General features: G+C 63.3%; 17 protein-coding genes and 1 pseudogene. 12 read left to right on the plus strand and 6 right to left on the minus strand.

From position 1 onward, the window contains the following. The first annotated feature begins 63 nt into the window (after nt 1–63). From E1809_RS20705 to E1809_RS20720, 4 genes are all read left to right on the plus strand, one after another. Nucleotides 64–1,329, plus strand: a complete 1,266-nt coding sequence (locus E1809_RS20705; RefSeq protein WP_165962430.1) for an ABC transporter substrate-binding protein — start codon at nt 64–66, stop codon at nt 1,327–1,329. Between the two features lie 71 nt (nt 1,330–1,400). Next, nucleotides 1,401–3,824 carry an alpha-L-rhamnosidase-related protein gene (locus E1809_RS20710; RefSeq protein WP_133206131.1) on the plus strand — a complete coding sequence of 808 codons (2,424 nt, stop codon included), beginning with the start codon at nt 1,401–1,403 and terminating at the stop codon, nt 3,822–3,824. An 8-nt stretch (nt 3,825–3,832) separates the two neighbouring features. After that, nucleotides 3,833–6,160: an exo-beta-d-1,3/1,6-glucosidase gene (locus E1809_RS20715; RefSeq protein WP_133206132.1), complete on the plus strand. Its 2,328-nt coding sequence runs from the start codon at nt 3,833–3,835 to the stop codon at nt 6,158–6,160. A 513-nt stretch (nt 6,161–6,673) separates the two neighbouring features. Further along, complete coding sequence (locus tag E1809_RS20720) at nt 6,674–9,343, plus strand: UvrD-helicase domain-containing protein (protein ID WP_133206133.1); 2,670 nt, start codon at nt 6,674–6,676, stop codon at nt 9,341–9,343. 495 nt (nt 9,344–9,838) lie between these two features. Here the strand turns inward: E1809_RS20720 and E1809_RS20725 are convergent, their stop codons facing one another. Continuing rightward, nucleotides 9,839–10,864 (minus strand): EcsC family protein, encoded by a 1,026-nt coding sequence (locus E1809_RS20725; protein ID WP_133206134.1) that lies wholly within the window; start codon nt 10,862–10,864, stop codon nt 9,839–9,841. A gap of 156 nt (nt 10,865–11,020) precedes the next feature. Here E1809_RS20725 and E1809_RS20730 point away from each other — a divergent pair, with 156 nt between their 5' ends. Beyond that, on the plus strand, nt 11,021–12,043 hold the full coding sequence (locus E1809_RS20730; protein WP_133206135.1) for an NYN domain-containing protein: 1,023 nt from the start codon (nt 11,021–11,023) through the stop codon (nt 12,041–12,043). Between the two features lie 164 nt (nt 12,044–12,207). Here E1809_RS20730 and E1809_RS20735 read toward each other — a convergent pair whose 3' ends face one another. Together E1809_RS20735 and E1809_RS20740 are read right to left on the minus strand one after the other, a co-directional pair. Beyond that, nucleotides 12,208–13,173, minus strand: coding sequence for a hypothetical protein (locus E1809_RS20735; protein ID WP_133206136.1), 966 nt, complete (start codon nt 13,171–13,173; stop codon nt 12,208–12,210). Nucleotides 13,174–13,374: 201 nt separating this feature from the next. Next, nucleotides 13,375–13,821, minus strand: coding sequence for a hypothetical protein (locus E1809_RS20740; RefSeq protein WP_133206138.1), 447 nt, complete (start codon nt 13,819–13,821; stop codon nt 13,375–13,377). 166 nt (nt 13,822–13,987) lie between these two features. Here E1809_RS20740 and E1809_RS20745 point away from each other — a divergent pair, with 166 nt between their 5' ends. Both E1809_RS20745 and E1809_RS20750 read left to right on the plus strand, forming a co-directional pair. After that, nucleotides 13,988–14,461 (plus strand): hypothetical protein, encoded by a 474-nt coding sequence (locus tag E1809_RS20745; RefSeq protein ID WP_133206139.1) that lies wholly within the window; start codon nt 13,988–13,990, stop codon nt 14,459–14,461. Between the two features lie 108 nt (nt 14,462–14,569). Continuing rightward, a complete protein-coding gene (locus E1809_RS20750; RefSeq protein ID WP_133206140.1) occupies nt 14,570–15,244 on the plus strand; it encodes a hypothetical protein in 675 nt (224 codons plus the stop codon). Nucleotides 15,245–15,361: 117 nt separating this feature from the next. On the opposite strand, the pseudogene E1809_RS20755 reads toward E1809_RS20750, so the two are convergent. Continuing rightward, nucleotides 15,362–16,050, minus strand: a pseudogene (locus E1809_RS20755) (DUF6994 family protein). 137 nt (nt 16,051–16,187) lie between these two features. After that, complete coding sequence (locus E1809_RS20760) at nt 16,188–16,373, minus strand: hypothetical protein (protein ID WP_133206142.1); 186 nt, start codon at nt 16,371–16,373, stop codon at nt 16,188–16,190. Between the two features lie 115 nt (nt 16,374–16,488). Between E1809_RS20760 and E1809_RS26870 the strand changes: the two genes are divergently transcribed. The 5 genes from E1809_RS26870 to E1809_RS20780 all read left to right on the plus strand — a co-directional run bounded on the left by E1809_RS26870 (nt 16,489) and on the right by E1809_RS20780 (nt 20,191). Then, a complete protein-coding gene (locus E1809_RS26870; RefSeq protein ID WP_165962432.1) occupies nt 16,489–16,632 on the plus strand; it encodes a hypothetical protein in 144 nt (47 codons plus the stop codon). A 974-nt stretch (nt 16,633–17,606) separates the two neighbouring features. Beyond that, the gene (locus tag E1809_RS20765; protein ID WP_133206143.1) at nt 17,607–17,834 is read left to right on the plus strand and encodes a hypothetical protein; all 228 of its coding nucleotides are present in this window, start codon (nt 17,607–17,609) and stop codon (nt 17,832–17,834) included. A gap of 255 nt (nt 17,835–18,089) precedes the next feature. Then, nucleotides 18,090–18,872, plus strand: coding sequence for a hypothetical protein (locus tag E1809_RS20770; RefSeq protein ID WP_133206145.1), 783 nt, complete (start codon nt 18,090–18,092; stop codon nt 18,870–18,872). 74 nt (nt 18,873–18,946) lie between these two features. Further along, a complete protein-coding gene (locus E1809_RS20775; protein ID WP_133206146.1) occupies nt 18,947–19,777 on the plus strand; it encodes a hypothetical protein in 831 nt (276 codons plus the stop codon). 63 nt (nt 19,778–19,840) lie between these two features. Further along, the gene (locus E1809_RS20780; protein WP_133206147.1) at nt 19,841–20,191 is read left to right on the plus strand and encodes a hypothetical protein; all 351 of its coding nucleotides are present in this window, start codon (nt 19,841–19,843) and stop codon (nt 20,189–20,191) included. A gap of 218 nt (nt 20,192–20,409) precedes the next feature. Here E1809_RS20780 and E1809_RS20785 read toward each other — a convergent pair. Beyond that, nucleotides 20,410–21,584 (minus strand): acetate and sugar kinases/Hsc70/actin family protein (locus E1809_RS20785; protein WP_165962434.1); only part of this gene is annotated, 1,175 nt, incomplete at its 5' end.

The following is a 21,584-nucleotide window of genomic DNA, read 5'->3' on the forward strand; positions in this document are numbered from 1 at the left end:
TCCCGCCCGGCCGGCTCCATCCATCCTCCAATGACCCCAACCCACGCGTTTCAAGGGAGAACCATGCGTCACAAGAAAGTCATCACAGTCATCGGCGCGATAGCCGCCGCCGGCATCGCCCTCACGGGATGCTCCTCCAACGCACCGGCGGCATCCGGCACAGGCACCGTCACGGTCGCCAGGCTGTCCGGCTCTGACGACAAGTGGAAGGCCATCGCCGACAAGTTCCACGAACTCAACCCGGGCCTGACAGTCGAATACACGATCATCCCGACCGACAGCTACAACCAGCAGATGGGCACGCGCCTCGCAGCAGGCACAGCCACGGACGTCCTGAACGTCTTCCCGGGCAGCGGCAACGCCACCGCGGTGCGGACCCTTGCCAAGAACGGCTATCTAGCGGACCTGTCCGGGGAAAGCTGGGCGGCCGCCCAGCCCGACTCCACGACGTCCGCGACCAGTTACCTGGGCAAGAGGTACATGTTCACGGACGTGGCCACCGCCAACACCCTGGGAGGCGTCTACAATACCAAAGCCCTTCAGGACGCCGGCCTGAAGATCCCGACGACCTACACCGAAGTCCTCGGTTTCTGCGCCGCCGCTCAAAAGGCAGGAAAGGTCGCCTACGCGCTGGGCGCCCAAACGCAGTGGGTCACCCAGCTGGTCACCTATGCACTGGCAGCCACGGATGTTTATGGCAAGGATCCGGACTTCAACCAGAAGCAGCTCAACAAGCAGGTCACCTTCCAGGACAGCAACTGGCTGGACGCGATGACCAAGTACAAGGAAATGTTCGACAAGGGCTGCTTCAACAAGGACGCCCTGGGCACCTCCGTCGACAACCAGACCGCCATGGTCGCCGACGGCCGGGCACTCGGAGCAATCCAGATCTCCACCATGGCCAACTCCATGAAGAAAGCCAACCCGGCCCTGAACGTCGAGCTCGCACCGATTCCAGCCACCGACAACGCTTCCGACACCCGGCTGGCCTTCGGACTGGGCGTGGGCTGGGGCGTCAACGCCAAAGCCAAGAACGCCGACGGAGCGAAGAAGTTCGTCGCATTCCTCGCGAGCAAAGACGGAAGCGCCATGAACGCGGACAAATCCGGTGTGGCCCCCAACGGCACGATCGAGTCCAACGACAGCAACAAGCTCGAGATCCCCTTCGTCAAGGAAGGCAAGACGGCCTCGTTCCCGGACGTTGACTGGCCCTCACCGCAGGTCCAGAACCTGCACCTGACCGGTATCCAGGAAATGCTGGGCGGCAAGAAGACACCCGCGCAGGTCCTCACCTCCATGCAGGACGCTTTCACCGCAGCACTGAAATAGCAGGGCCGGGGGCGGGCCGTGCACCACCGGTGTGCGCCCCGCCCCCGCCGACCAGGACACATCGACAAGAAATGAAGAGCCCCGAATTGGTTCAAGAAGAGCAAACCGTCCTCAGCCAGGACCTGGGCGGACCTTGGTTCGAACTGCCTGCGGGCACCGATGAGCCGCCCAGCAGCGGCGTTGCCTCCTCCATGAAGTTCCGTGCCCGCGTCACCATCGGTTCACCCGGTACGGACCCGGCACGCGTGTATATCAGTGCCGACTCGCGGTACCGGTTGATGGTCAACGGGGCTCTGGTAGCCGCAGGTCCCGCCAAGCCGTCCGGCCGGACCTGGTTCGCTGACACCGTGGACATCGGGGCACACCTCATTCCCGGCGAAAACATCATCGGCATCGACGTGCTGTCCTATTCGACATCATCCCTCGGAAACGTTTCGGTCCAACGGACCGGGAGGCCCGGCATGCTGGTCCGGGGAATCATCGGCGAAACAGACCTATCAGAACCTGCGGCATGGAAGTGCCGCTTCGTGCACGGCCGGCATTTCCGGCAGGGCCGCAACACCCTGTTCCTCGGCATCCAGGAGTCCACCGACGGCACGGCCAGCGAACACGACTGGCTCCAAACCGGCTTCGACGATGCCGCATGGCATGTTCCCGCGACGGACAACCAACAGCCGTTCAGCGGCACCCCGCGGCCGCCGCTCGCACCCAGGCCGATACCCCACCTCACCCTCGAGCCCGTGCCCATCATCGACGTCAAGGCTTCCTCGGAGCCGGGGATTGACTGGTCCCGGCTGATGCGGGGCGAGCCGATCGACATCCGCCCGAACACCGACGCCAGCGTGGATCTGGACGCCGGGGTCCTGATGACAGCGTTCCTCTCGCTCGCCGTCGAATCCGGGCAAGGCGCCCGGGTAGAGCTGACAGCCGCCGAATGCTACGAACAACCTCCCACCGACCTTCCATGGCTCCGGCGCAAAGCGGACCGCACGGACCACATCAACGGGGACCTCTACGGAGACCCGGACCAGTACCTCATCTCAGGCACCGGAACACAGGAGGCTCCCGAGGTCTACTCGCCCTTCTGGTTCCGGACCTTCCGGTACGTGCGGCTCCGCATCACCACGACGGACACGCCGGCGCGGCTTCAATCCATCAACCTCACCCGGACCCATTACCCCCTGGCAATCACCGGCTCATTTGCATCATCATCCGAGGTATACGGCAAGCTATGGGACGTCAGCGTCCGCACCCTGCTGAACTGCATGCACGAAACGTTCGAGGACTGCCCGTTCTACGAACAACTGCAATACGCCATGGACACCCGCTCCCAAGCGCTGTTCTCCCTGCACCTGTCCACCGACGACCGCCTCATCCGGCGTGCCATCGAAGACTTCGCCGCATCGGGAAACCCGACCGGCCTGACAGAGAGCCGCTCCCCGAGCGTCGAACCCCAATTCATCCCCGGCTTCTCGCTCTACTGGATCAGGATGATCGCCGACCACGTCAGCTACGTCGGCGACCGGCCCTACACCGAACGCTTCATCGGCAGGATCGACGCCGTCCTGGGCTACTTCAAGGACCGGCTGTCCCCGGACGGATTCGTCATTTCCGCCGAAGGCGACGGCGTCCTGTGGAACTTCGTTGACTGGACCGAAGCATGGAGAACAAGCAGGGGAGTGCCCGAGCTGGGCCCCCGCCGGACCAACACCATCGCCACCTTCATGTACATCGCAGCCCTCCGCTCAGCCGCGTCCATCGCCGGGTTCTGCGGCCGGGACGGGCTGGCCCGGGAGTACGCCTCCCGCGCTGATACGCTCACCGAAATCGTGAGGAGAGGTGCAGCCTGGGACGAGAACGCAAGCTACTACCGGGACAGTGACGGCGGAACGCCGCAAAGCGTCCACGCCCAGATGTGGGCCGTCCTTTCCGGGGTCGTACAAGGTGGGGCAGCCACCGATCTTCTTCGACGGGCTGTGGCAGACAAGCACCTAGCCCCCTGCTCCTACGCGACAGCGCTCGATCTCTTCGATGCCCTCCGGCACGCCCACGCCGACGAACGCATCGACTGGAAACCCTGGGAGGACATGCTCGCGCTGAACCTCACCACCTGGGCAGAAGACACCGTCAGCCTCCGCAGCGACTGTCACGCCTGGGGCAGCGTGCCCCTGCAACATTTCCCCCGTTACATCCTCGGCGTATCACCAGCAGGCGCAGGCTTCACCAACTCGGTCATCGACCCGGCACCGAGCGACCTCGACTGGGCCGAAGGCACCGTTCCCACCCCTCACGGGCCAATCAATGTTCAGTGGAAACGCACGGCCTCCGGGTCCCGGGAAGTCACCGTATCCGCGCCCCCGGTCATCGGACTGACGCTTCCCGACGCAGCTTCCGCGATCACGGAGCATCCCGCCACAGGCCGGCGCACCGTCACCTTTACGCTCCCACCCGCCGGACGCACACTGCAAAAACCCCTCGCAGCCCTCACGAAATGAGAATCCCCATGAACTCCCCTCAGAGCGACCTGAGCACCACCCCCTACACCGACCCGGCACTGCCCATCCCGGAACGCGTCGAGGACCTCCTGGGCCGGATGACGCTCGAGGAGAAAGCAGGCCAGATGCTTCAGCTCGATGCCCGCGGCGACCTCGAGGACCTGGTGCTCGGAAAACTCGCCGGATCACTCCTGCACGCCTCACCCGAACGCATCGTCGAAGCGCGCAAGCTCGTGCTCACCACCCGTTTGCAGATCCCGCTGCTCATGGCCGATGACTGCATCCACGGACATTCCTTCTGGCCCGGTGCCACGATCTTCCCGACGCAGTTGGGCATGGCAAGCACCTGGGACCCGGCACTCGTGGAACAAGGCGCCCGGGCCACCGCCGTCGAGGTCGCCTCCACCGGGCTGCACTGGACCTTCTCGCCCGTGCTCTGCATCAGCCGGGACCTGCGCTGGGGCCGCGTCAACGAGACGTTCGGCGAAGACCCACACTTGATCGGTGCGCTCGGTAAAGCCATGATCCGCGGATACCAAGGAACCGGGCTCACCGACCCCACCGCGATCCTCGCCACCGCAAAACACTTCGCCGGCTACTCGGAAACCCAGGGCGGCCGTGACGCCAGCGAAGCCGACATCAGCCGCAGGAAACTACGTTCCTGGTTCCTTCCCCCGTTCCAGGAAGCAGTCGAAGCAGGATGCCGCACCTTCATGCTCGGCTACCAGGCCATCGACGGCATTCCAGTCACGGCCAACAAATGGCTTCTCAACGACGTCCTGAAAGGCGAGTGGGGATTCACCGGCACCCTGGTCACCGACTGGGACAACGTCGGCCGGATGGTGTGGGAACAGAAAGTCTGCGAGGACAACGTCCACGCCGCAACCGTCGCCGTCCAAGCGGGCAATGACCTGGTCATGACGACTCCCCGGTTCTTCGAAGGAGCGCAGGAAGCCGTTAAGCGGGGTGATCTGGACGAGAGTCTGATCGACGACGCCGTCCGGCGCCTGCTCACCCTGAAATTCGAGCTCGGCCTCTTCGAGGATCCCCGCATTCCGGACGCGGCCCGGCAGGCCAAGGTCATCGGCTCCGCAGAACACGCGTCTGTCAACCTGGACATGGCCCGCCGGTCCCTCGTCTTGCTCCGCAACGACGGCACCCTGCCCCTCGACGGCGGCATCGCCCCGTCACGTGCGGGCAGGGCCGAAGCGTCCGGAGTCCCAAGGACCATCACGGTGATCGGCCCCAACGCAGACGACCCGCACGCACAGCTCGGCGACTGGGCCGGCGCTTCAGGGCAGATCAACTGGTTGCCCGACGGTCACCCGCGGCACCTGATCTCGACCGTCCTCGACGGATTGCGCGCCACGGTACCGGAGAACTGGACGGTCACCCACGCCCGGGGAGCCGACATCGGGCAGCTGGTACCGGATCCCGCCGGCCCCACCTACGCCGACGGGCAACCGCGGCCGCCGATGTTCCTCGCGGCCGGCACGATCGAGCCCATGCTGCAGGAAGCCGTCAACACGGCACGAAATGCTGACTATGTCGTGGCCGTGATCGGCGACACCGTGGCCCTGGCCGGCGAAACCAAGTCAACGGCGACCCTGGAACTCCAAGGCGGCCAGATCGAACTGGTCGAACGCCTCGTCAAGACCGGTGTCCCCGTCATCGTCGTCCTCATCCAGTCCAAACCCTCTGTCCTGCCACAGTCCGTTCTCGACGCCGCGGCGATCATCGAGGCGTTCAACCCCGGCATGAAAGGCGGGCAGGCCGTGGCCGAACTCATCCTGGGACTGATCGAACCGACCGGCCGGCTGCCCATCTCCTTCGCGCGCCACGCCGGCCAACTTCCGATCTATTACAACCAGATCCGCGGCCAGCACGGAAACCGGTACGCAGACCTGTCACAGGACCCGCTTTTCGCGTTCGGTGAGGGACTTAGCTACACCACGGTCGAGTACTCCGGCCTGCGTATGGTTTCGGAGAACGTCACCCCCGAAGAGCACTTGCAAGCCACGGTCACGCTCACCAACACCGGAAACCGCCCCGCCCTGGAGACCGTCCAGGTCTATCTCACCGACATCGTGACCACCGTGACCTGGGCAGAACGCGAACTGAAATACTTCACCCAAGTCCACCTCGAGCCCGGACAATCGACAGACGTAGAACTGGCCCTTCCGGCATCATCATGCTCACTCGTGGACCAAAACGGCCAACGCATCGTCGAGCCAGGAACCTTCGAACTCCTCGTAGGCCGGCACTCACGCGACCCCCACATGCTCTCGGCCCAGTTCCGAATCACCCCGCTCACTGTCGATCCACGTGAACTTTGACCCTTCAACACTCATGAAGCGGAGGAATTCGTGACTGCATGCCTATCTCGCGTGTCACCAGGGAAATCGCCCACCGCTCTGATGTCACTGTCATGCCTGTGTTACGCAATGCTCCTTCTGAAGCTGCTCCGTCGCGGCAGCGAACCGAAGAAAGCCGTCCAGGCGGATGATGGTGTGAGGATCCAGCGCCGCGGCGTGGCCATACTTTGTCGTGCCGGCTGGCATTCTGAGGTTTAAGGCTGCCGATACGAGCACGAGGGGACACTGCGACGCCGTCACCTCTATTTTTGCGGGTCCATCCTGATCATCACCTGAGATGTTCTTTGGTGCCGTGCTCGAGGGTTTAGTCGGTGGTCCGTTTCATGCGACCCTACCTTGGCTCCCGGAAGGCAGGACGGGATACGCGTGTGGTTCCGGGAGACTTGCGTGTGGTTTACCGGGAAATTTCCGCTGGTACCTTGGGACACAGTCAGACGGCCTGTTCGCGCGCAGGTCCGGATCGCGAGGGGGAACATGGCGGAATGGACGCCGGGCTGGTGGGCACGGACCTTCAGGGGCGCAGGCCGGTGGGTGCTGTCGGTCGGCGGGGGCCGGCTGCGTATCCGCGGGATCCCGCAGCCGGTCGATGTCGATGTCGATGTCCTCGATGTTCGCGGGTTCCACGCGGATGGCCGCCCGGGGCGGATCGTCATCGTTCCCGCCCACGGCCCGGAGGTGGTGCTCTCCGGGATTTCCCGGCGTGCGGCCCGGAAGGCACAACCGGAATTCCGCTCCCACGTGGACGAACGCCGTGAGCTCACCACCCTGCTCGCGGCAGCACACGGGCAGGGTGAAGCGGCACTCTCGTGGTGGTCCAGGGTGCAGGAGGTGATGCAGCTGCCCCGGTGGGTGGACCAGGATGCCATCGACGCGCTCGAACGGATTCGCCCCGACATCGCCGCATGGCTGGCAATCGATGCGGAGCCGCGGTTCCGCGGGTTCTCCATGGACGGACGCGAACGCCAGCGCGCCGCGGTCGACGCCTGCCGCACCGCAGACCTGCCCGGATTGGCCGCCCGACGGAACGAAGCGTTCTTCGAGCAGGAGAAAACGGACCTTGCGGAGTTCTTCCGCACGGTCGAGAAGTCCCCGCTCACCGAGGAACAGACCAGGGCCGCCGTCTGCTTCGACAACCGGGTGCGGGTGATCGCGGCGGCCGGCTCCGGCAAGACCTCGACCATGGTCGCACGCGCCGGCTACACCATCCGGCGCGGCATCGCGCAGCCGACTGAGATCCTTGCCCTCGCCTTCAACAAGAAGGCCGCCGGTGAACTCTCGGAGCGGCTGGCATCCCGCCTCGGCGATGACGGCGGAGCGGTGTGCTCAAGCACCTTCCACGCCTTCGGACTGCGCATCATCCGCGAGGCGACCGGCCGCAGGCCCTCCATCCCCGATGATCTGTCCCGCGACAATGGGGTCGGCCGCCTCGCCAAGGCCGTGGACGTCCTCCGCGACCAGGATCCGTCTTTCCGGCGGGACTGGGACCTCTTCCGGCTCGTGCTCGGCAGGCATCTGCCGGACTTCGGGGACGAGGCTGATCCGGAGAAGACGGACCGCCGCAGCGGCATCAACGGATTCGAAACCCTCGCCGGGGAGGTCGTCAGGAGCCAGGAAGAGGTGATGATCGCCAACTGGCTGTTCCTGCACGGGGTCCGGTACGAGTACGAGCGGCCCTACGTGCATGACGTGGCGGACGCGCACCACCGGCAGTACCAGCCGGACTTCTACTATCCGGAGATCGACGTCTGGCACGAGCACTGGGCGCTCGGGCCCGACGGTTGCCCGCCGCCGCACTTCGACGGGTACGCCGAGAGCATGGACTGGCGGCGCCGGACCCACGCCCGCTATGGCACCCGGCTGATCGAGACGACCTCGGCGACCATCCGCGACGGCTCGGGGTTCGACCACCTGGAACAGGAACTGCGCAGGCACGGCATCCAGCTGAACGAAGACCCGCACCGGGAAGCCGTGGGGGAGCCGCCGATCAGCGACGCGGCGATGGTGGCGCTGATGCGCGCCTTCATGTCGCATGCGAAAGGCAACCGGCTCACTCCTGAGATGCTGGCGCTGCGCGCCGGCCGGACCCTGCGGGCCAGGCTCTTCCTGCGGCTGTACGGTGCCGCTGTGGCCGAGTGGGACCGCCAGTTGCACGTGTCCAGCCAGATCGATTTCGAGGACATGCTCAACCTCGCCACGGACCACGTCGACTCCGGGCGGTGGGGCAGTCCCTACCGGCTCGTCATGGTCGACGAGATGCAGGACACCAGCGCTGCCCGTGCGGCACTGGTGCGGGCGCTGCTGAAGGCCCCCGGCACCTACCTGTACGCGGTCGGCGACGACTGGCAGTCCATCAACCGGTTCGCCGGCTCGGACCTGGGCGTGATGACCCGCTTTGAGGAATGGTTCGGCGCCGGCTCAACGATCCGGCTGGACCGCACCTTCCGGTCTCCGCAGTCCCTGTGCGACATTGCCGCACGGTTCGTGACGAAGAACCCGGCCCAGCTTTCCAAGGCCGTCGTCTCATCGGCGCCGGACACGGACGGGACGGTGCTTGCTGTCAGCGTACGGGACCGCAGCCAATACAGCCTGGCCGTCCGGGAGTACCTGATGGGCATTGACGCCCGGCTCAGTGCGCCGGCCAGCGTGCTTTTGCTTGGCCGGTATGGCCGTGTCAGGGAGGATGTCGCCTCAGCTCTTGATGCCGGATACGCCCACCTGAGGGTCGAATTCAACACCGTGCACGCTTCGAAGGGAAAGGAAGCCGATTACGTCGTCGTGCTCGGCCTGGAGCGGAGAGGGTTCCCCAGCACCATCGAGGATGATCCGCTGCTGCAGCTGGCCATGGCGGAACCCGACCCCTATCCGTACGCCGAGGAACGGCGCCTGTTCTATGTCGCCTTGACCCGTGCCAGGCGGTCGGTGCTCCTGGTCACCCGTGCCGGCACAGAATCAGCGTTCCTCCTTGAGCTGGTCAGAGACGGCGTGGTCAGGATCCGGTCCGTCAGAGGCGACGACATCACGCCCGTGGTCTGCCCGAAATGCCGGAAGCGCACCATGAAGGAAAGAGCAGGGCGCTACGGCCGCTTCCTCGGCTGCGCGGGCTATCCGATCTGTACCGGAACGATGAAATCCGCTGCCGGCTAGGGGCAGCGGAAGGCGTCCGGGGTATCTGTGGAAACCCAGGGATGCCTACTACTGACAACGGGTACGGCTGCCTTGTTGATGGAATCCATTGGGCATGTGATGGCGAACACAGCTATGGTGGAATGTGTGCCGTTCAACGGCGATCGGCGCACCTAAAGGCGAGTCGTCAGTGCGACGGCCGCAGATCGATGTCGAGGCAGGACGCGCCATTGAGATATGCGTTCCCGGGAACACGGTCCCGGTTCCGAGGTCGATTTCGGCGAAAACCGGGTCGGGCTGAACGGTGTGTAGAGCAAATGACGTTTTCGGTTTCCGGCGCCTCATTTGAGTAAGTTCATTTACCGTGTGTTTCCGATGCATGCCCTGAATTGCCTTCTTGTGGGCCATATCGAGGGGTCGACGGCTTGTCTGAGAGTTCGACGCGGTCCAGGTACTCCGGGGACCAGAAGCGTGTCTGGGTTTACGGGAGAGGATCGCCCCTGGACAATCGTCAGTTTAGTGATCACCTTCTGTGGCGTCGGCCGGGAGGTCATCGTCCGGGTCGGTAGTCAGCGCGACTGGTAACGGCAACCCATACTTTTCGCACAGGAATCGGGTCTGGCAGTACCGCTGGGCATCAGCGGCAACATTTCCGAGGATCGTGGAGTTCATGCCGGCACCAATGAAAACACCGACGAACGGGACGACTTTGGCCACGTTTTCTACGGGAACCTTGGAACCGGCCGGACCTAGCTGCTGCATCAACTTCTCCAGAGCCGCCAGCAGGCGATGGTCTGCGCGGAGCTTGTCGGACCATCGTACGCGTCCCTTGATCGCGTCGGCCGCGCGTGCGACGTCACGCAAAGGCTCTGCTTTGGCTGCTTGTGCCATGAAGGACCGGCGGACCAGACGTTGGATGAAGATCTGCTCATCGGGATCTTTGGCGTCGTAGCCGTAGGAGTAGGCGATGCGCGCTGCGATCGACGCGCTCAGCACCTGGATGACAAGGACATCCGCCGTCATCGCGATTGGAATACCGGCGACAGGAACCAGAGCCAGCAATCCCATGGCACCGCCCTCGATTGCCCCGGCGGTTCGCCACGTGAGGGTGTTAAGGGTCAGTAGCCGGTCGCAGACCTTGAGGTCCTGCTGTCGCAGTTCGGTGAAACTGTTAATTTCGAGGCCACGCTTTCGCGCGAGCTTCTCGACGCTTTTCGGGTCGTTGAGCTCCAAAGCCCAGTCGTTGACAAGCTCAAGCAGCCCTGCCGCGGCTTCAATTGCTGGGCGAACTGCCTTGTTTGCTACAGCCGTGCCCGCGCGACGGATCGGTTTCATGACTGCCCCTGGGACGGCAGCCTCTACCCGGTTGGCTGCGTTTCCCGCGACCACACCGGTTCGGGTGAGTGCGGTGCTCGCCCAGTTTGGCAGACCGCGGCGATTATTGCGGCGCCGCCAGTGTGTGTTGAGTTTGTCCCATACTTGCCCTTCGTACGCGCTCATTGATGCTGCGTCATCGACGAGCGGGTCGGTGTATGTACTCATTGATCCCCCATTTCAACAGTCTCTGGATCCATGATGCCCTACCAACGGGCGGACTTCGCGGCGCGGCGTTGGCTCGTGCCGCGCCCGTTTCCGTCGACCGGCGGCGTCTTTCACCTGCTCACCGGCTTGTAGAGATCGGGGGGTATCATCGGGGCCATGGTTTCCCAGCGCGCAGTCTTCGTCGATGCAGGTTTCCTTCTGGCTGTGGGCGGCACGCAGGTGGTGGGAACGTCCCTCCGGTCCGCCTTCCGCGTCGATTACGGGAAGTTGATCGCCGGAATCATGAAGTGCACGGAGGAGCACTCCGGCGTGGAACATCTGCGCACGTACTGGTATGACGCCTCGAAGGACGCGTTGTTCACCGATCAGCACAAACAGATCGGCCTGCTGCCAGGGGTGAAGGTCAGGCTCGGCAGGATCTCCTTCAACGGCGAGCAGAAAGGCGTTGACCTGAAGCTGGGCCTGGACCTGGTCGGGGTGGCCCGCAACCGGGCAGCCTCGGTTGCCTACCTGGTCTCCGGCGACGACGACCTGGCCGAGGCCGTCGAGGAAGCCCAGGACCTGGGCATGAAGGTCGTGCTGGTCGGTGTCGCCGACTCAGCCCAGCGGCTCGGGGTGATGTCGGTCGCCGAGCACCTGGCGCTGCGGGTGGACAGCATCATCACCTTGCCAGCGGAACTGATCGAGGAGTGCTTCACGAGAATCGTCAAAGACGCGCCGCGTCCGGTGCCGGTGCCGGTGCCGGTGCCCGCGTCTGTTAGTTCAGATACTGCCCTTGCCGGCCATCCGGTGCCACGGCCTTTGCCGAGGCCGGGTGCGCCGATGGCCAAACCGGCTCCGCCGGGCAGGCCGCTCCACCACATGCCGAGCCGCCCGCACCACGCGGAGGCGCACCTCGTCTACAGCTCCGGGGGCACCGGGACTCCAACGTTCCCGGAAGATACCCTCCTGGATGTCGCCCAGGACGTGGGGGAGAGCGTCGCCGCCAGCTGGTACGGCTCGGTCACCCAAGGCGAACTGAACGAACTGCTCGCGGACCGCCCTATTCTTCCCGTCGAAATCGACCGGGTTCTGCTGAAAGACTGCGCGCAGCGGATCGGTGAAACCAAAACCGACCTGCAAGGAGTCCGCAAAGCCCTGCGCACCGCGTTCTGGGAGAAACTGGACGCACTCATGTAAGGGGATGCTGTGCGATCCGCAGAAGAACAAGGAAGTCCAGATTCGCCTTTACAAGCTTTTGGATGGTTTTTAGGAATCCACTAAAGATGCTGCCAGTCCACAACCTTGGGGCGGATTGGTCTTTGAGATGCCGTGGATGAATGCTGCGGGCTCGTCGGATGGAACTAGACACCGGCCGTCCGGGCTGGGAGTGGCGAATATTCCTCCAGTAGCACCCCTGCGATGACGAAGGCCTCCCGGACTTCATGGTTGGTCGGCTGCCACCCTGCGTGAACGGCCTTGTTGCGCGGCTTGGCTAGTTGTTTGCCGACCTTATCGAGCGTGGGACCGTCCTTTTTGGCGTCAATCTTTTGCAGCAACTTGACCATGCCGTACAGACCATTTGCGTTCTCGACGATGAGTTCGCGTGCTTCAGCCGTCAGTTGAGCCAACCGCTGGTGTATGGCCCCGGTCAAGGCGACCTCGGCGGCAGTCGCAGCCTCTATGACCGCTAGTCTGTCGTCAAAGGTCTTGGCCCCTTGTAGGTAGAGCACCCACTCGGCCGGGGGGTGTTCATCGGCGGTAGCTTTTTCGAATGCGAGTGCCAGGGTCCCTTCGCTTATTGCACGGGCAGCCGAGGTCACATACATCCTCTCAACAGGTGACCACCCGCTTGCAATACCGCTGGCGTCCGGCGCGCCAATCGTGCCGGTCGTGCCGGGATAGGACTCCTGGAGGTTTGTCAGGTTCAGGTCGTTCCAAAGCTCAATCCAAGAGATGGCGATGCCGTACCACTGGTTGAATTCCTGCCCAAAGGTTTCTGCGAAATCCGGCAATTCGTTAGGGCTGATTTCGGCATCAACTTCAACGACTACCGCCGACACCCTCCCGATTACCGGTTCGACACCTGATGCGGGCATCGAACTCTCGGTGTGTCCCCATGCCCGGGGACCGCCGTGGGCTTGTGTAAACGGGCTTTCAAGGGGATCGAGCAAGGGCAGCGCCGGAAGGAGGGGCCCGGCAGGCAGTACGGGCATTAGGAGGTTGAAACGCCCCAAGGCGACCTTTCCTACAAACTTGGTCCCCAAGGCTTCTGGCAACAAGGGAAGTTCGGAGGGTAGCGACACGACCGACGTCAATGCTTTGACCATGAATGAATCGTACTGGGGAGCATCCACGGGCCGTCGATCTAGCTCCTGCCGGCTGTGCAAAAGTAATCGTTGGATCATGAACTTCGGATTCAAACATCAGGGTCACCCGATCGTCGGTCTACGCGACAGGGACTTTCTTGAGCCGCAGGATGCGGATGGTCCAAAGGCTGTAGTACGCCTGAACCAAGGCCCAACAGAGTTTCACGGGGTCGGTCGGGGGCCGCTAAGGAAGACCATGTCCAGCCCGATCGACGCCACGGAGACCACAATGGCGGCAATCAGCGATGACCGGGCAGTGCTTTTGAGGGTGTCGAGGTTCCAGATCCCGATGATCATGCCGGCGAGGGAGACCACTGTGAAGGCCACGATCATGGTGATGATTTCCGCGATCGACCCGGCCGCCGGCGGCATGCCAGAGACGCTGTCGTCCTGCACCTGCCCGTTGATGGCCATGACATTCGCGAACGTGAACAATTCGGTGGCGCCGCCGGTGAGCAGCTGGTTGAGGCCCGTCCAGAACCGCCAATGCCGTGACTTGGATGCGTTGCGGGGACTGAGAACAGGCTCCTCGACGGTCCGCTGCGGCCTCACATGGAGCAGCTCCGGCGCGTTAGCCTCATCGGTCTGCGGTCGTGTTCCCTGGTCCATATTGCGCCCCCTCGCCCTGTCCTGTGCCCTCCAGCAAGGGAACCTACGGCGGGCGGTTTTGCCGAGTCTGTCATGTCACACACGGCCGAAGCTTCGGATAGTCTTCATCAGAAGTGCTGAAAGAACACGGCTCTTCCCCTGGCACTGTTTACGCGGAAGGCAGCTCTTGAGCACCGAAACCCCGATGACGAAAACTCCGGATAAGAACCGATTGCTTTTGATCGGCGGGATCATTGTGATCATGCTGCTCGCAATCATTGCTTGGGCTGTCGCCTCTCAAACAATTACGGCCAACAATAAAGCCGCGGCTGAGGCCAGCGCCTCAACCTCGGTGTCTGCCCAGGCCTCTGCCTTGGCTAAGGCCGCAGACGATGCGCAAAAGGCGATCGACATTCAGCTACAGGAGGATCAGGAAAACGCCGGCAGCGTCTGCGTTCGCCGCGTTCTCCAAGCTGTACCAGACGCAACGATGCAGCCTGGAAAGACGGAAACCACCCAGGCGGCAGATGGAAGCTGGCATACCGTGGGAGGCTGGACAAACCCCAAGAACACCTTTCCAATGCAGCTTGAGTGCTCATCTACAAAAGCCAGCGGTGATAGCTGGAACGTCTTCCTTGTCAAGCCTGCCGCAGGCCAGTGAAGAAGTGCAATGTTCAGCACAACTGGCCGGGTGAGTGTCGGGCGCACACACGGCGGCGGCCTCAGAGGCTTGCGGAAATGAGCCGTTTGTATCCGACCGCCTTCACCCGTGACCCGAACTAAGGGGAACACCGTGCTCAAATCGTGGAAACTTATAGTCGCAGCAGCTACAGTCGCTATAGTCTTAGGCGTCGTCGCCGTGGTCATCGTTGTTTCACTCTTCATGCACGGCGCAACCGATACTGCGCCACCCAACGCGGCCGAATGGTTGAGTGCGATCTCAACGTTCTGGGGATCGGTTGCCGCCGCTATCGGTGCAATTGGCACGGCAGGCGCTCTGTGGCTTGGTGCCATCGCGTACAACCGCCAGACCAAAGATCAGCACCGGTCGCAAGCAGCAACGGTGACTGTACATCGCGGTCTTAAAGACGCCTTGGACGGCCAGCACACGGTGCGAATCGATCTTGCGAACCAGCTTCCCATCTTCAATGTCGAACTTATCTGTTTCGACCCGGACCGTGGAGTCCTCGAGACGTTCGTTAAACATGTGGTGACGAGCCAAGGTTTGGTCCACCCCGTTGATGACGCTTTGCCGCTACATGAGGTTTCCGTGACATTCACCGATAGCTCCGGGATTCGATGGACACGTTGGTCCAAGGGGAAACTCATTGAGGTTGGACCGGAGCCGGAAGACTTCGACATCGTGGAGACACCGGTTCCCTCACATGAAGAACGGAACAAGCTTCTCCAGAAACGGATGGCACGCCGGGCTGCTGATGGCTGAGGGCATGACGAATCAAGAAATCTCAAAGTCTGGCAGCTCAGGACACTCGCGCATCAAGGTGAACCACGTCCCGGTTCAACGCCTTGGGGACGGCCTAAGGACGATCCCGACGGCGCTTCACGGGTTTTCGTCGATCCTGCGTTTGCGGGCGCGGATGAAGTCGTTGCTGGCCTGTAGATAGTTCAGGTACTCCTCGGCGGTACCCGGAACGGCCGGCGTGCTGAAGTCCGCGAACGGGTGGAAGACCGGATGGTCCGGCCGTCATCCTCCACGAGGTCATCAAGCATGAAGAATTTGACGTACCCGGGGAAGTCTTCGAACAGGGCGAAGAAATCCGCATACCTGCGGAGCGCGTCCGCGAGAGGGTTCGGCTGACCCAGGTAATGGCGGCGGATGCATTCCAAAGTCAGGTCAAAGCGATCGGCGATTTTGGCGTGGAACCCGCGTGCACCGTTGATGGTCTGCCTGCCGCCGACGACGTTGCCCGGGAACACCAAGGTGCTTCCGACCGTGTAGCCGGAGTACTCCGGCAGCTCATTCTCCGGGATCTCCCGGACGACAGCCCATGCTCTTTTGCGCAGCCTGGTGGTGATGGTATCGCTGGCGAGATGGAAGACACCCACAGGGGAGCGGTGCACCAGGTACTGGCGGCCCTCGGGTGCCACGTCGAACCGGGCCCCGTTGGGCAGCTCCTTGCTCCACAACAGCTGGTGGTACCGGCGCAGGGTCGGGCTGAACGAATCAGGGTCCTTGCCTGCCGGGGTATCCGAGTTGAAGTCGAACGACGTGTCAACGCCTGAGGTCATTTAGTCATCCCTCCAGTTCGAGCACATTCGCGCTTATGCCAACACGAGCCGATGCACAAAATCTCCCTTTCATCGGGACGGCCGAACGGCTCCGGCGAATTCGGCCTTCGAGCGGTTTCGGCAATGGGTCGGTGTGCCTAGCTTCCGAACGCAGCCGTGTATTCGTCATTGGTGCTGGGGTTGAGCTTGCCGCTGACCCGCAACAAGATTTTGCCCTTCAAGTGATGCCACTCCGTGCCGAAAGCAGGTCCTGCCTTCTTCAAGACGCCTTGGATGCATTCGGAGCGCGCCTGGGCGTCGGCATCATGTGCGAAGACTTCCACCACCGCTCCGCCGTCGATTCCGGTTGCTCCCGCGGGGACTCCGGAATCGGTGATCCACGCCGCTGAGGTGTATTGACCAGGACGGCCGAGCAGCTTGTTGGAATCCAGCGCTTCCGTGACCGTAGTGACAGCGGCGATCGTCGGAACCTTTCCTTTCAGCCCGGTCGCTACAGACGTCGCGTCCGGTGCAGTTGTTGGCGTCGGTGTTGGAGTCAGCGGGTCCGCGGATGAGGCGCCCGGCGGCGGCGATGTCTGCTGAGCGGTGGGGCCGGGGACGCGCAGCCTGCCATGAGAACTGCCGCTGCCCCCAGAACCGCCAGTTGTTTGTACATGCCGCCGAGCATATACATTCCACGGCGAGATGTTCGCCCAGTCAGGGGCACCGCGTGTCTCGCAAAGTGCAGGTGATGGGTGATCTGTGTTGGTCCGCGGAATTCCGCCATTCAGAGCCACATAATGTCTCACCAAGCCGGTACAAGTTGTTGTCTAAGATGTCCTCGAGGAAACCCGGACCGCGACACCAGGAGACAGCACGAAACTCGGATGTGCCAGATAGTTCGGCATGAGAGGTGTCCACCCGAAATCGTGTCACTCGATGCCGGCGGAACCGGTATCAAACACTGGGCGCAGCACGACTTCCTGCCTCACGGCAGTACTGAGTCGGATGTGGGCACTTCACGCCACTTCCCGTCCCTGGGGAGACCGGAACAAGGGCTGCCGGGTGTTGACAGCCATGGGTAAACAGCGTCCCATGTGAGAACGGAAGATCGCGCTGTATTCCGGCGCGTCCTCTTGGTAGGTGGCGACCATGCAAAGGACTCGGACGAATGGCACAAGAAACGCTTCGGTGGATAGCCAGGTTCGTACCTTTGTTCATCGTCGTAATTGGCGGCGTGCTCCTCTATGCATTGGCCAAGCGTCGTAAACCAATGTCGGTTCCTCCCGGCAGATGGTTCCGGCTATTAGACAAAGACGGCAACGAGATCAAGGGTCCGATCAGGACCGTAGCGGCAATCTTTCTCGTCGTTGGGTCGATCGTTGTCTTGGCCAGTGTCATTCTTCCCTTCACAGCCCCGTGAGTCCCGCAGGCGCCTGCCCTTGACTTTAGGAATGAACTTTTCCGGTTTCTGAAGCACCCATACTTCGGGCTGAGGAGCTTCTCGCCGTCGGACGGAGGTAGAGTCCGCCGGTGACGGCGTCCTTGCCGATCCGGCCCCCGAACCCGTTCGGGTCGTGGCTGCGATCCATCGGGCTGAGCTGGGCCTGTTCCAGGTGCCACTGCCGCCAGGCTGTATAACCGGCGCCCTCGGCAACGGGTCCACCGCGGAACCATGCCTCGTCGATGGCGTCAACGTAGAGACCGGCGAGCAGTGTCGCGTCGGCGGCGTCACGGTCAGGGTCCTTGACCTCCCGGACGGGGTGTTGAAGTCGAACGGTTCAATGCCGGGCTTGAGGTGGTAGCCGTGGCGACGACGGACCCGATGATGACAACGAGGGCGATCACGCCAAGAACTCCGAAGCCTGCAATTTTCAGGCCCTTGTTCCGAAGCCGGGACCGTGTGGACGCGACGGAACCGCCAGGTTCCAGACGGAACCGCCAGGTTCCAAATGCTTTCCGGAGGAGATGCAGAGGCTAATCTTGTCCAAGACGTCATGCCCGGGCATGGCATCTTGAGGCAGTGCGTTCGCGTTCGCCTTGGTCATCTATTTTGGGGGATGGTTGCTTTGAGGTTTCCGCGTCGCGTTGGCATTCCGGCACTTGCTGCCGGTGTGCTGATCCTGCCGATGACCGGATGCGCGGGTGCTGCAGCGCCCGGCGCGGTACCCACAGACGCCTGGACGATCAGCCCGGGCCCCACTGCCGGTGCAACGCCCGCCGCCGTGTATTCCGTTGCCCGGCTCCGTGCGCTGGTCGGTAGCGTCCGTGCCGTCGATGGCCTTGCAGCGTCCGTGGTGGACGATTCCCAGCTCAAAATGATCCAGGGCATCCAATCGCTGGGTTCATCAATGGTGACCACTGAACCGGCCGAATGCCTGGACCTGCTTCGTGCCGGGAGCTTCTCGGATGACCGGATACCGACTGCCGCGGCCCTGCTCGGCCCGCCAGCCGGCAGGTCAACCATTACGGCCTCCTCGGATGATTCCGGGCTGTACTGGCAAGGCATGTACAACCTGGACCGGGTCCGGGCCCGATGCTCACCCTCCACCCTCATCTTTGACGGCCAGAGCGCCCGCTACGAACTTTCCCCGGTCCTTGCAGACCTGCACGGAAGGAAAGCAACCGCCAACGTCCAGACAATCACGGACCAGAACGGGCCGCATTACACGCTGGCCATGGTCGCCATGACCGGGAACCTGTTCGTCACCGGCAGCAAGACGATCCCCGCCGCGCGGCCCACCGACGCCGAGGTCAAGGAACTGAGCGGCTACATCAATGCGGTTATCGACGGGGCCGGCACAGCCATTCCCCCGGCGGCCGCAACAGGCACCAACGCCTGAACGGGACGCCAAGGTACGGGCCAAGCGTCCGGAACACGTCGCACATACCGACACCAACGAAAACAGGGGGCTACATGAAGCGGGATACGGACGAGCACATGCCGTCCCTGCCGGAAGAGACCATCCCGGGCGTCACGTCGCCCCCGCCCGCTGAGGGGGAGAAGAACCCGCGGGGAAGGCGACCCCACAGGAAAAGCACCCCGGTCGTCGTCATCGCGTGTCTGGCCGTGCTCTGCGGCGCCGGTGCCTGGGCATTCCTTCCCCAGGTGCTGAACAACGGCCAGCAAGAACAAGCAGCCGCCACGACGCAGCCGGCTACCATAGCCACGGCGACCGCACGGCCAACCCCGACCCTGCGTTTGACCGACTACACGGAACCGGTCCACGGCTTCACCGTGAAGTTCCTCAGCCCACCCTCGCACTCCAGGATGACGCTCGCCCTGACCGCGGAAACCACGTCCACCGCGGATGTATACAGCCCCGAAAATTCGGGCCAATCCGTCACGGCATTGCCTCTTCCGTGCATGGACCCTGCGCATACGACCGAGGTCCTGCAAGCCACGCTGGATGCAACCGTCAAGAATTCCGCAGACTCCGGAAAACCCGGATCCGCGCCGCCAACCATGGAAACCAGGGAACTGACCACCGTGCAGTCGTTCCCCGCCGTCCGGGCAAATTTCACCTACACGGACTATGACGGCCGGACTCTGCGCGCCCAAATCCTGACCATCATGCACGGCTCCACCATCATCCAGGTCCTCGCGTTGTCCGGCTCGTCTCCTGATCCCCTCCTTGATTCCGGACAGAAAACCTTCATGGAATCACTCCGTTTCCTGGACCGGCCCGCACCCGGCGCACCGGTGTGCACCGACCCTTCCCAACTCCCCGGAGTCAGTGCGGGCTGACGGTTCAGGAACCGTGCCCGGTGGTTCCCGCAACCGTAATGTGCCTGATCGCGGATTCTGCGGGTGGGGGAGCCGCCTCCCGTCGCCGGGGCCGGCGTGGCAGGCAGGGCGATGGGGCGGGCGGCCGCGACCCTGCGCGAACCCGAGCGGCTCCAACGCAAGTACAACCGCGACCGCAAATCGCTTGCAATCGTTGCCGGCGTCCTGCGCCCCGAACGGCGGACCCGCCAGGAAATGCAAGACCGCGACGCCCGTGACAACCTGCTGGACTATGTCGCCCAAGAGTTTCACGCACCCCCGGCTCATCCCACTCCCCGGCCGGCCGCAGGCAAATATACGAGGACCGACTGTGCAGCCGGAACTCAGCAAAAACCGATGCAAGGAATCGACGCTCCCGAGCAGCAAAAACCTTGACTGAGGAGCAGTGTCCACAAACGTCTCATGAGCCCCACCCCACCGGCCACCACCATCACCCCGACCCTGCGTCGACGGTGCGGCCTCACTGAAAGGTCGCTGTCGCCGCCGTGGGACCAGGGCGGCGCAAGCCACCGAGCAGAGGACCTGTCAGAACAGCGTTAGCCGGTTGCTGCCGCGGAGACCTGCGGTCGTCAGCTGACGAACAGTCTCCATCATCAAGCCGCATTCTGATCCTTAGCTGCTCCCGTCGCCGGCGCCGGCTCCTTTCCGGCGGCCTGCTCGACGTGGCGCGCCGCGATATAGAGACCTTCGCGGTTCAGATGCCGCGAGTACCGGGCGTCGAGATACAACACCGGAATGTCACCGGCGATCTGCTGCAGCTTCGGACGCAGGAACTTCGCGATAGGCCCCGAGCCGCCACCATAGACATAGACCACATCGGTGGCGGAGCCGGCCTGTGCCAATACATCGCCGAACGCCGAGGCGATCTCCTCGCACAGGTACTCGGCCTGGTCGTCGACAAACCCCCGGGCACGCTCATGCTTGGCCCGGGTGAACTTCGACGGCTCCTGCTGGAGGAAATCCGCGAGCTCCTTGCGGCTGCCGAAAACAAGCGGGGGACGGGCCTCGCGCATCGCTTCCATGGCGTTCTCAAGCACCGTGCCGAAACCCTGGTCCAGCGTGCTTGACGCAGCCGGGTTGAACCGGCCCTCGGAGTACGCGGGGAAGTTCGTCGTCCCTTCTCCAGCATCCACGCCGATCGTGTTCTGCACGGCAACCAGGTCCGCGGCACTGATCCCTTGCGCGGCCAGCCGGGCATGCCCCTCGGGATCGCTGTGCCGGAGGTCATCCAGCAGGGCCCGGGCAAGCACCTCGCCCTTGTTCGTGATCGCGAACTGCGCACTCGCACCCTCCGCCAGCACGTGCACGGCCTCGAAGGTGAGACGGACCGGAACCGGAGTGTTGAACATCTTCAGCGTCACCAGGTGCGTCGCCGGCGCAGCGGCCGGCCCGGTGAAGTCTGCCGCAAATCCGTGCCGGCGCTGCACGTACTCGGTGATCGGCAGCGCCAGGCCCGCCCGGACGCTCGTCCGCAGTTCGTGTGCGGGGAGGACGCCGTGCTCTGCGACGTAGTCGCGCAGTGCCTTGGCGGCAAAGACGCCGAGGACCAGGATGAACGACAGTTCCTGGTCGGCCTTCGAATGCGGGCCGAAGACCTCGAACTGTGTGAGCTTGCCCGGCGTCGTCAGCGCCTTGCGGCCGAACGTCTTCAGATCGGTGCGGCTGACCAAGGGGGACTGGATGGAGCATTCGATCCGGTTGTAGAAATCCGGGTCGGCCAGCACCTCGGCCGCGGTCGAGTCCTCCAGCGGCACCTTCGGCATGCTGC

It is taken from the genome of Arthrobacter terricola, assembly GCF_004354015.1.
Lineage (GTDB): Bacteria > Actinomycetota > Actinomycetes > Actinomycetales > Micrococcaceae > Arthrobacter > Arthrobacter terricola.

What these genes read in the sequence shown, in the direction of transcription:
- E1809_RS20705 (WP_165962430.1), top strand. Translation starts at nt 64, where the DNA reads ATGCGTCACAAGAAAGTCATCACAGTCATCGGCGCGATAGCCGCCGCC.
- E1809_RS20710 (WP_133206131.1), top strand. Translation starts at nt 1,401, where the DNA reads ATGAAGAGCCCCGAATTGGTTCAAGAAGAGCAAACCGTCCTCAGCCAG.
- E1809_RS20715 (WP_133206132.1), top strand. Translation starts at nt 3,833, where the DNA reads ATGAACTCCCCTCAGAGCGACCTGAGCACCACCCCCTACACCGACCCG.
- E1809_RS20720 (WP_133206133.1), top strand. Translation starts at nt 6,674, where the DNA reads ATGGCGGAATGGACGCCGGGCTGGTGGGCACGGACCTTCAGGGGCGCA.
- E1809_RS20725 (WP_133206134.1), bottom strand. Translation starts at nt 10,864, where the DNA reads ATGAGTACATACACCGACCCGCTCGTCGATGACGCAGCATCAATGAGC.
- E1809_RS20730 (WP_133206135.1), top strand. Translation starts at nt 11,021, where the DNA reads ATGGTTTCCCAGCGCGCAGTCTTCGTCGATGCAGGTTTCCTTCTGGCT.
- E1809_RS20735 (WP_133206136.1), bottom strand. Translation starts at nt 13,173, where the DNA reads ATGGTCAAAGCATTGACGTCGGTCGTGTCGCTACCCTCCGAACTTCCC.
- E1809_RS20740 (WP_133206138.1), bottom strand. Translation starts at nt 13,821, where the DNA reads ATGGACCAGGGAACACGACCGCAGACCGATGAGGCTAACGCGCCGGAG.
- E1809_RS20770 (WP_133206145.1), top strand. Translation starts at nt 18,090, where the DNA reads ATGGTTGCTTTGAGGTTTCCGCGTCGCGTTGGCATTCCGGCACTTGCT.
- E1809_RS20775 (WP_133206146.1), top strand. Translation starts at nt 18,947, where the DNA reads ATGAAGCGGGATACGGACGAGCACATGCCGTCCCTGCCGGAAGAGACC.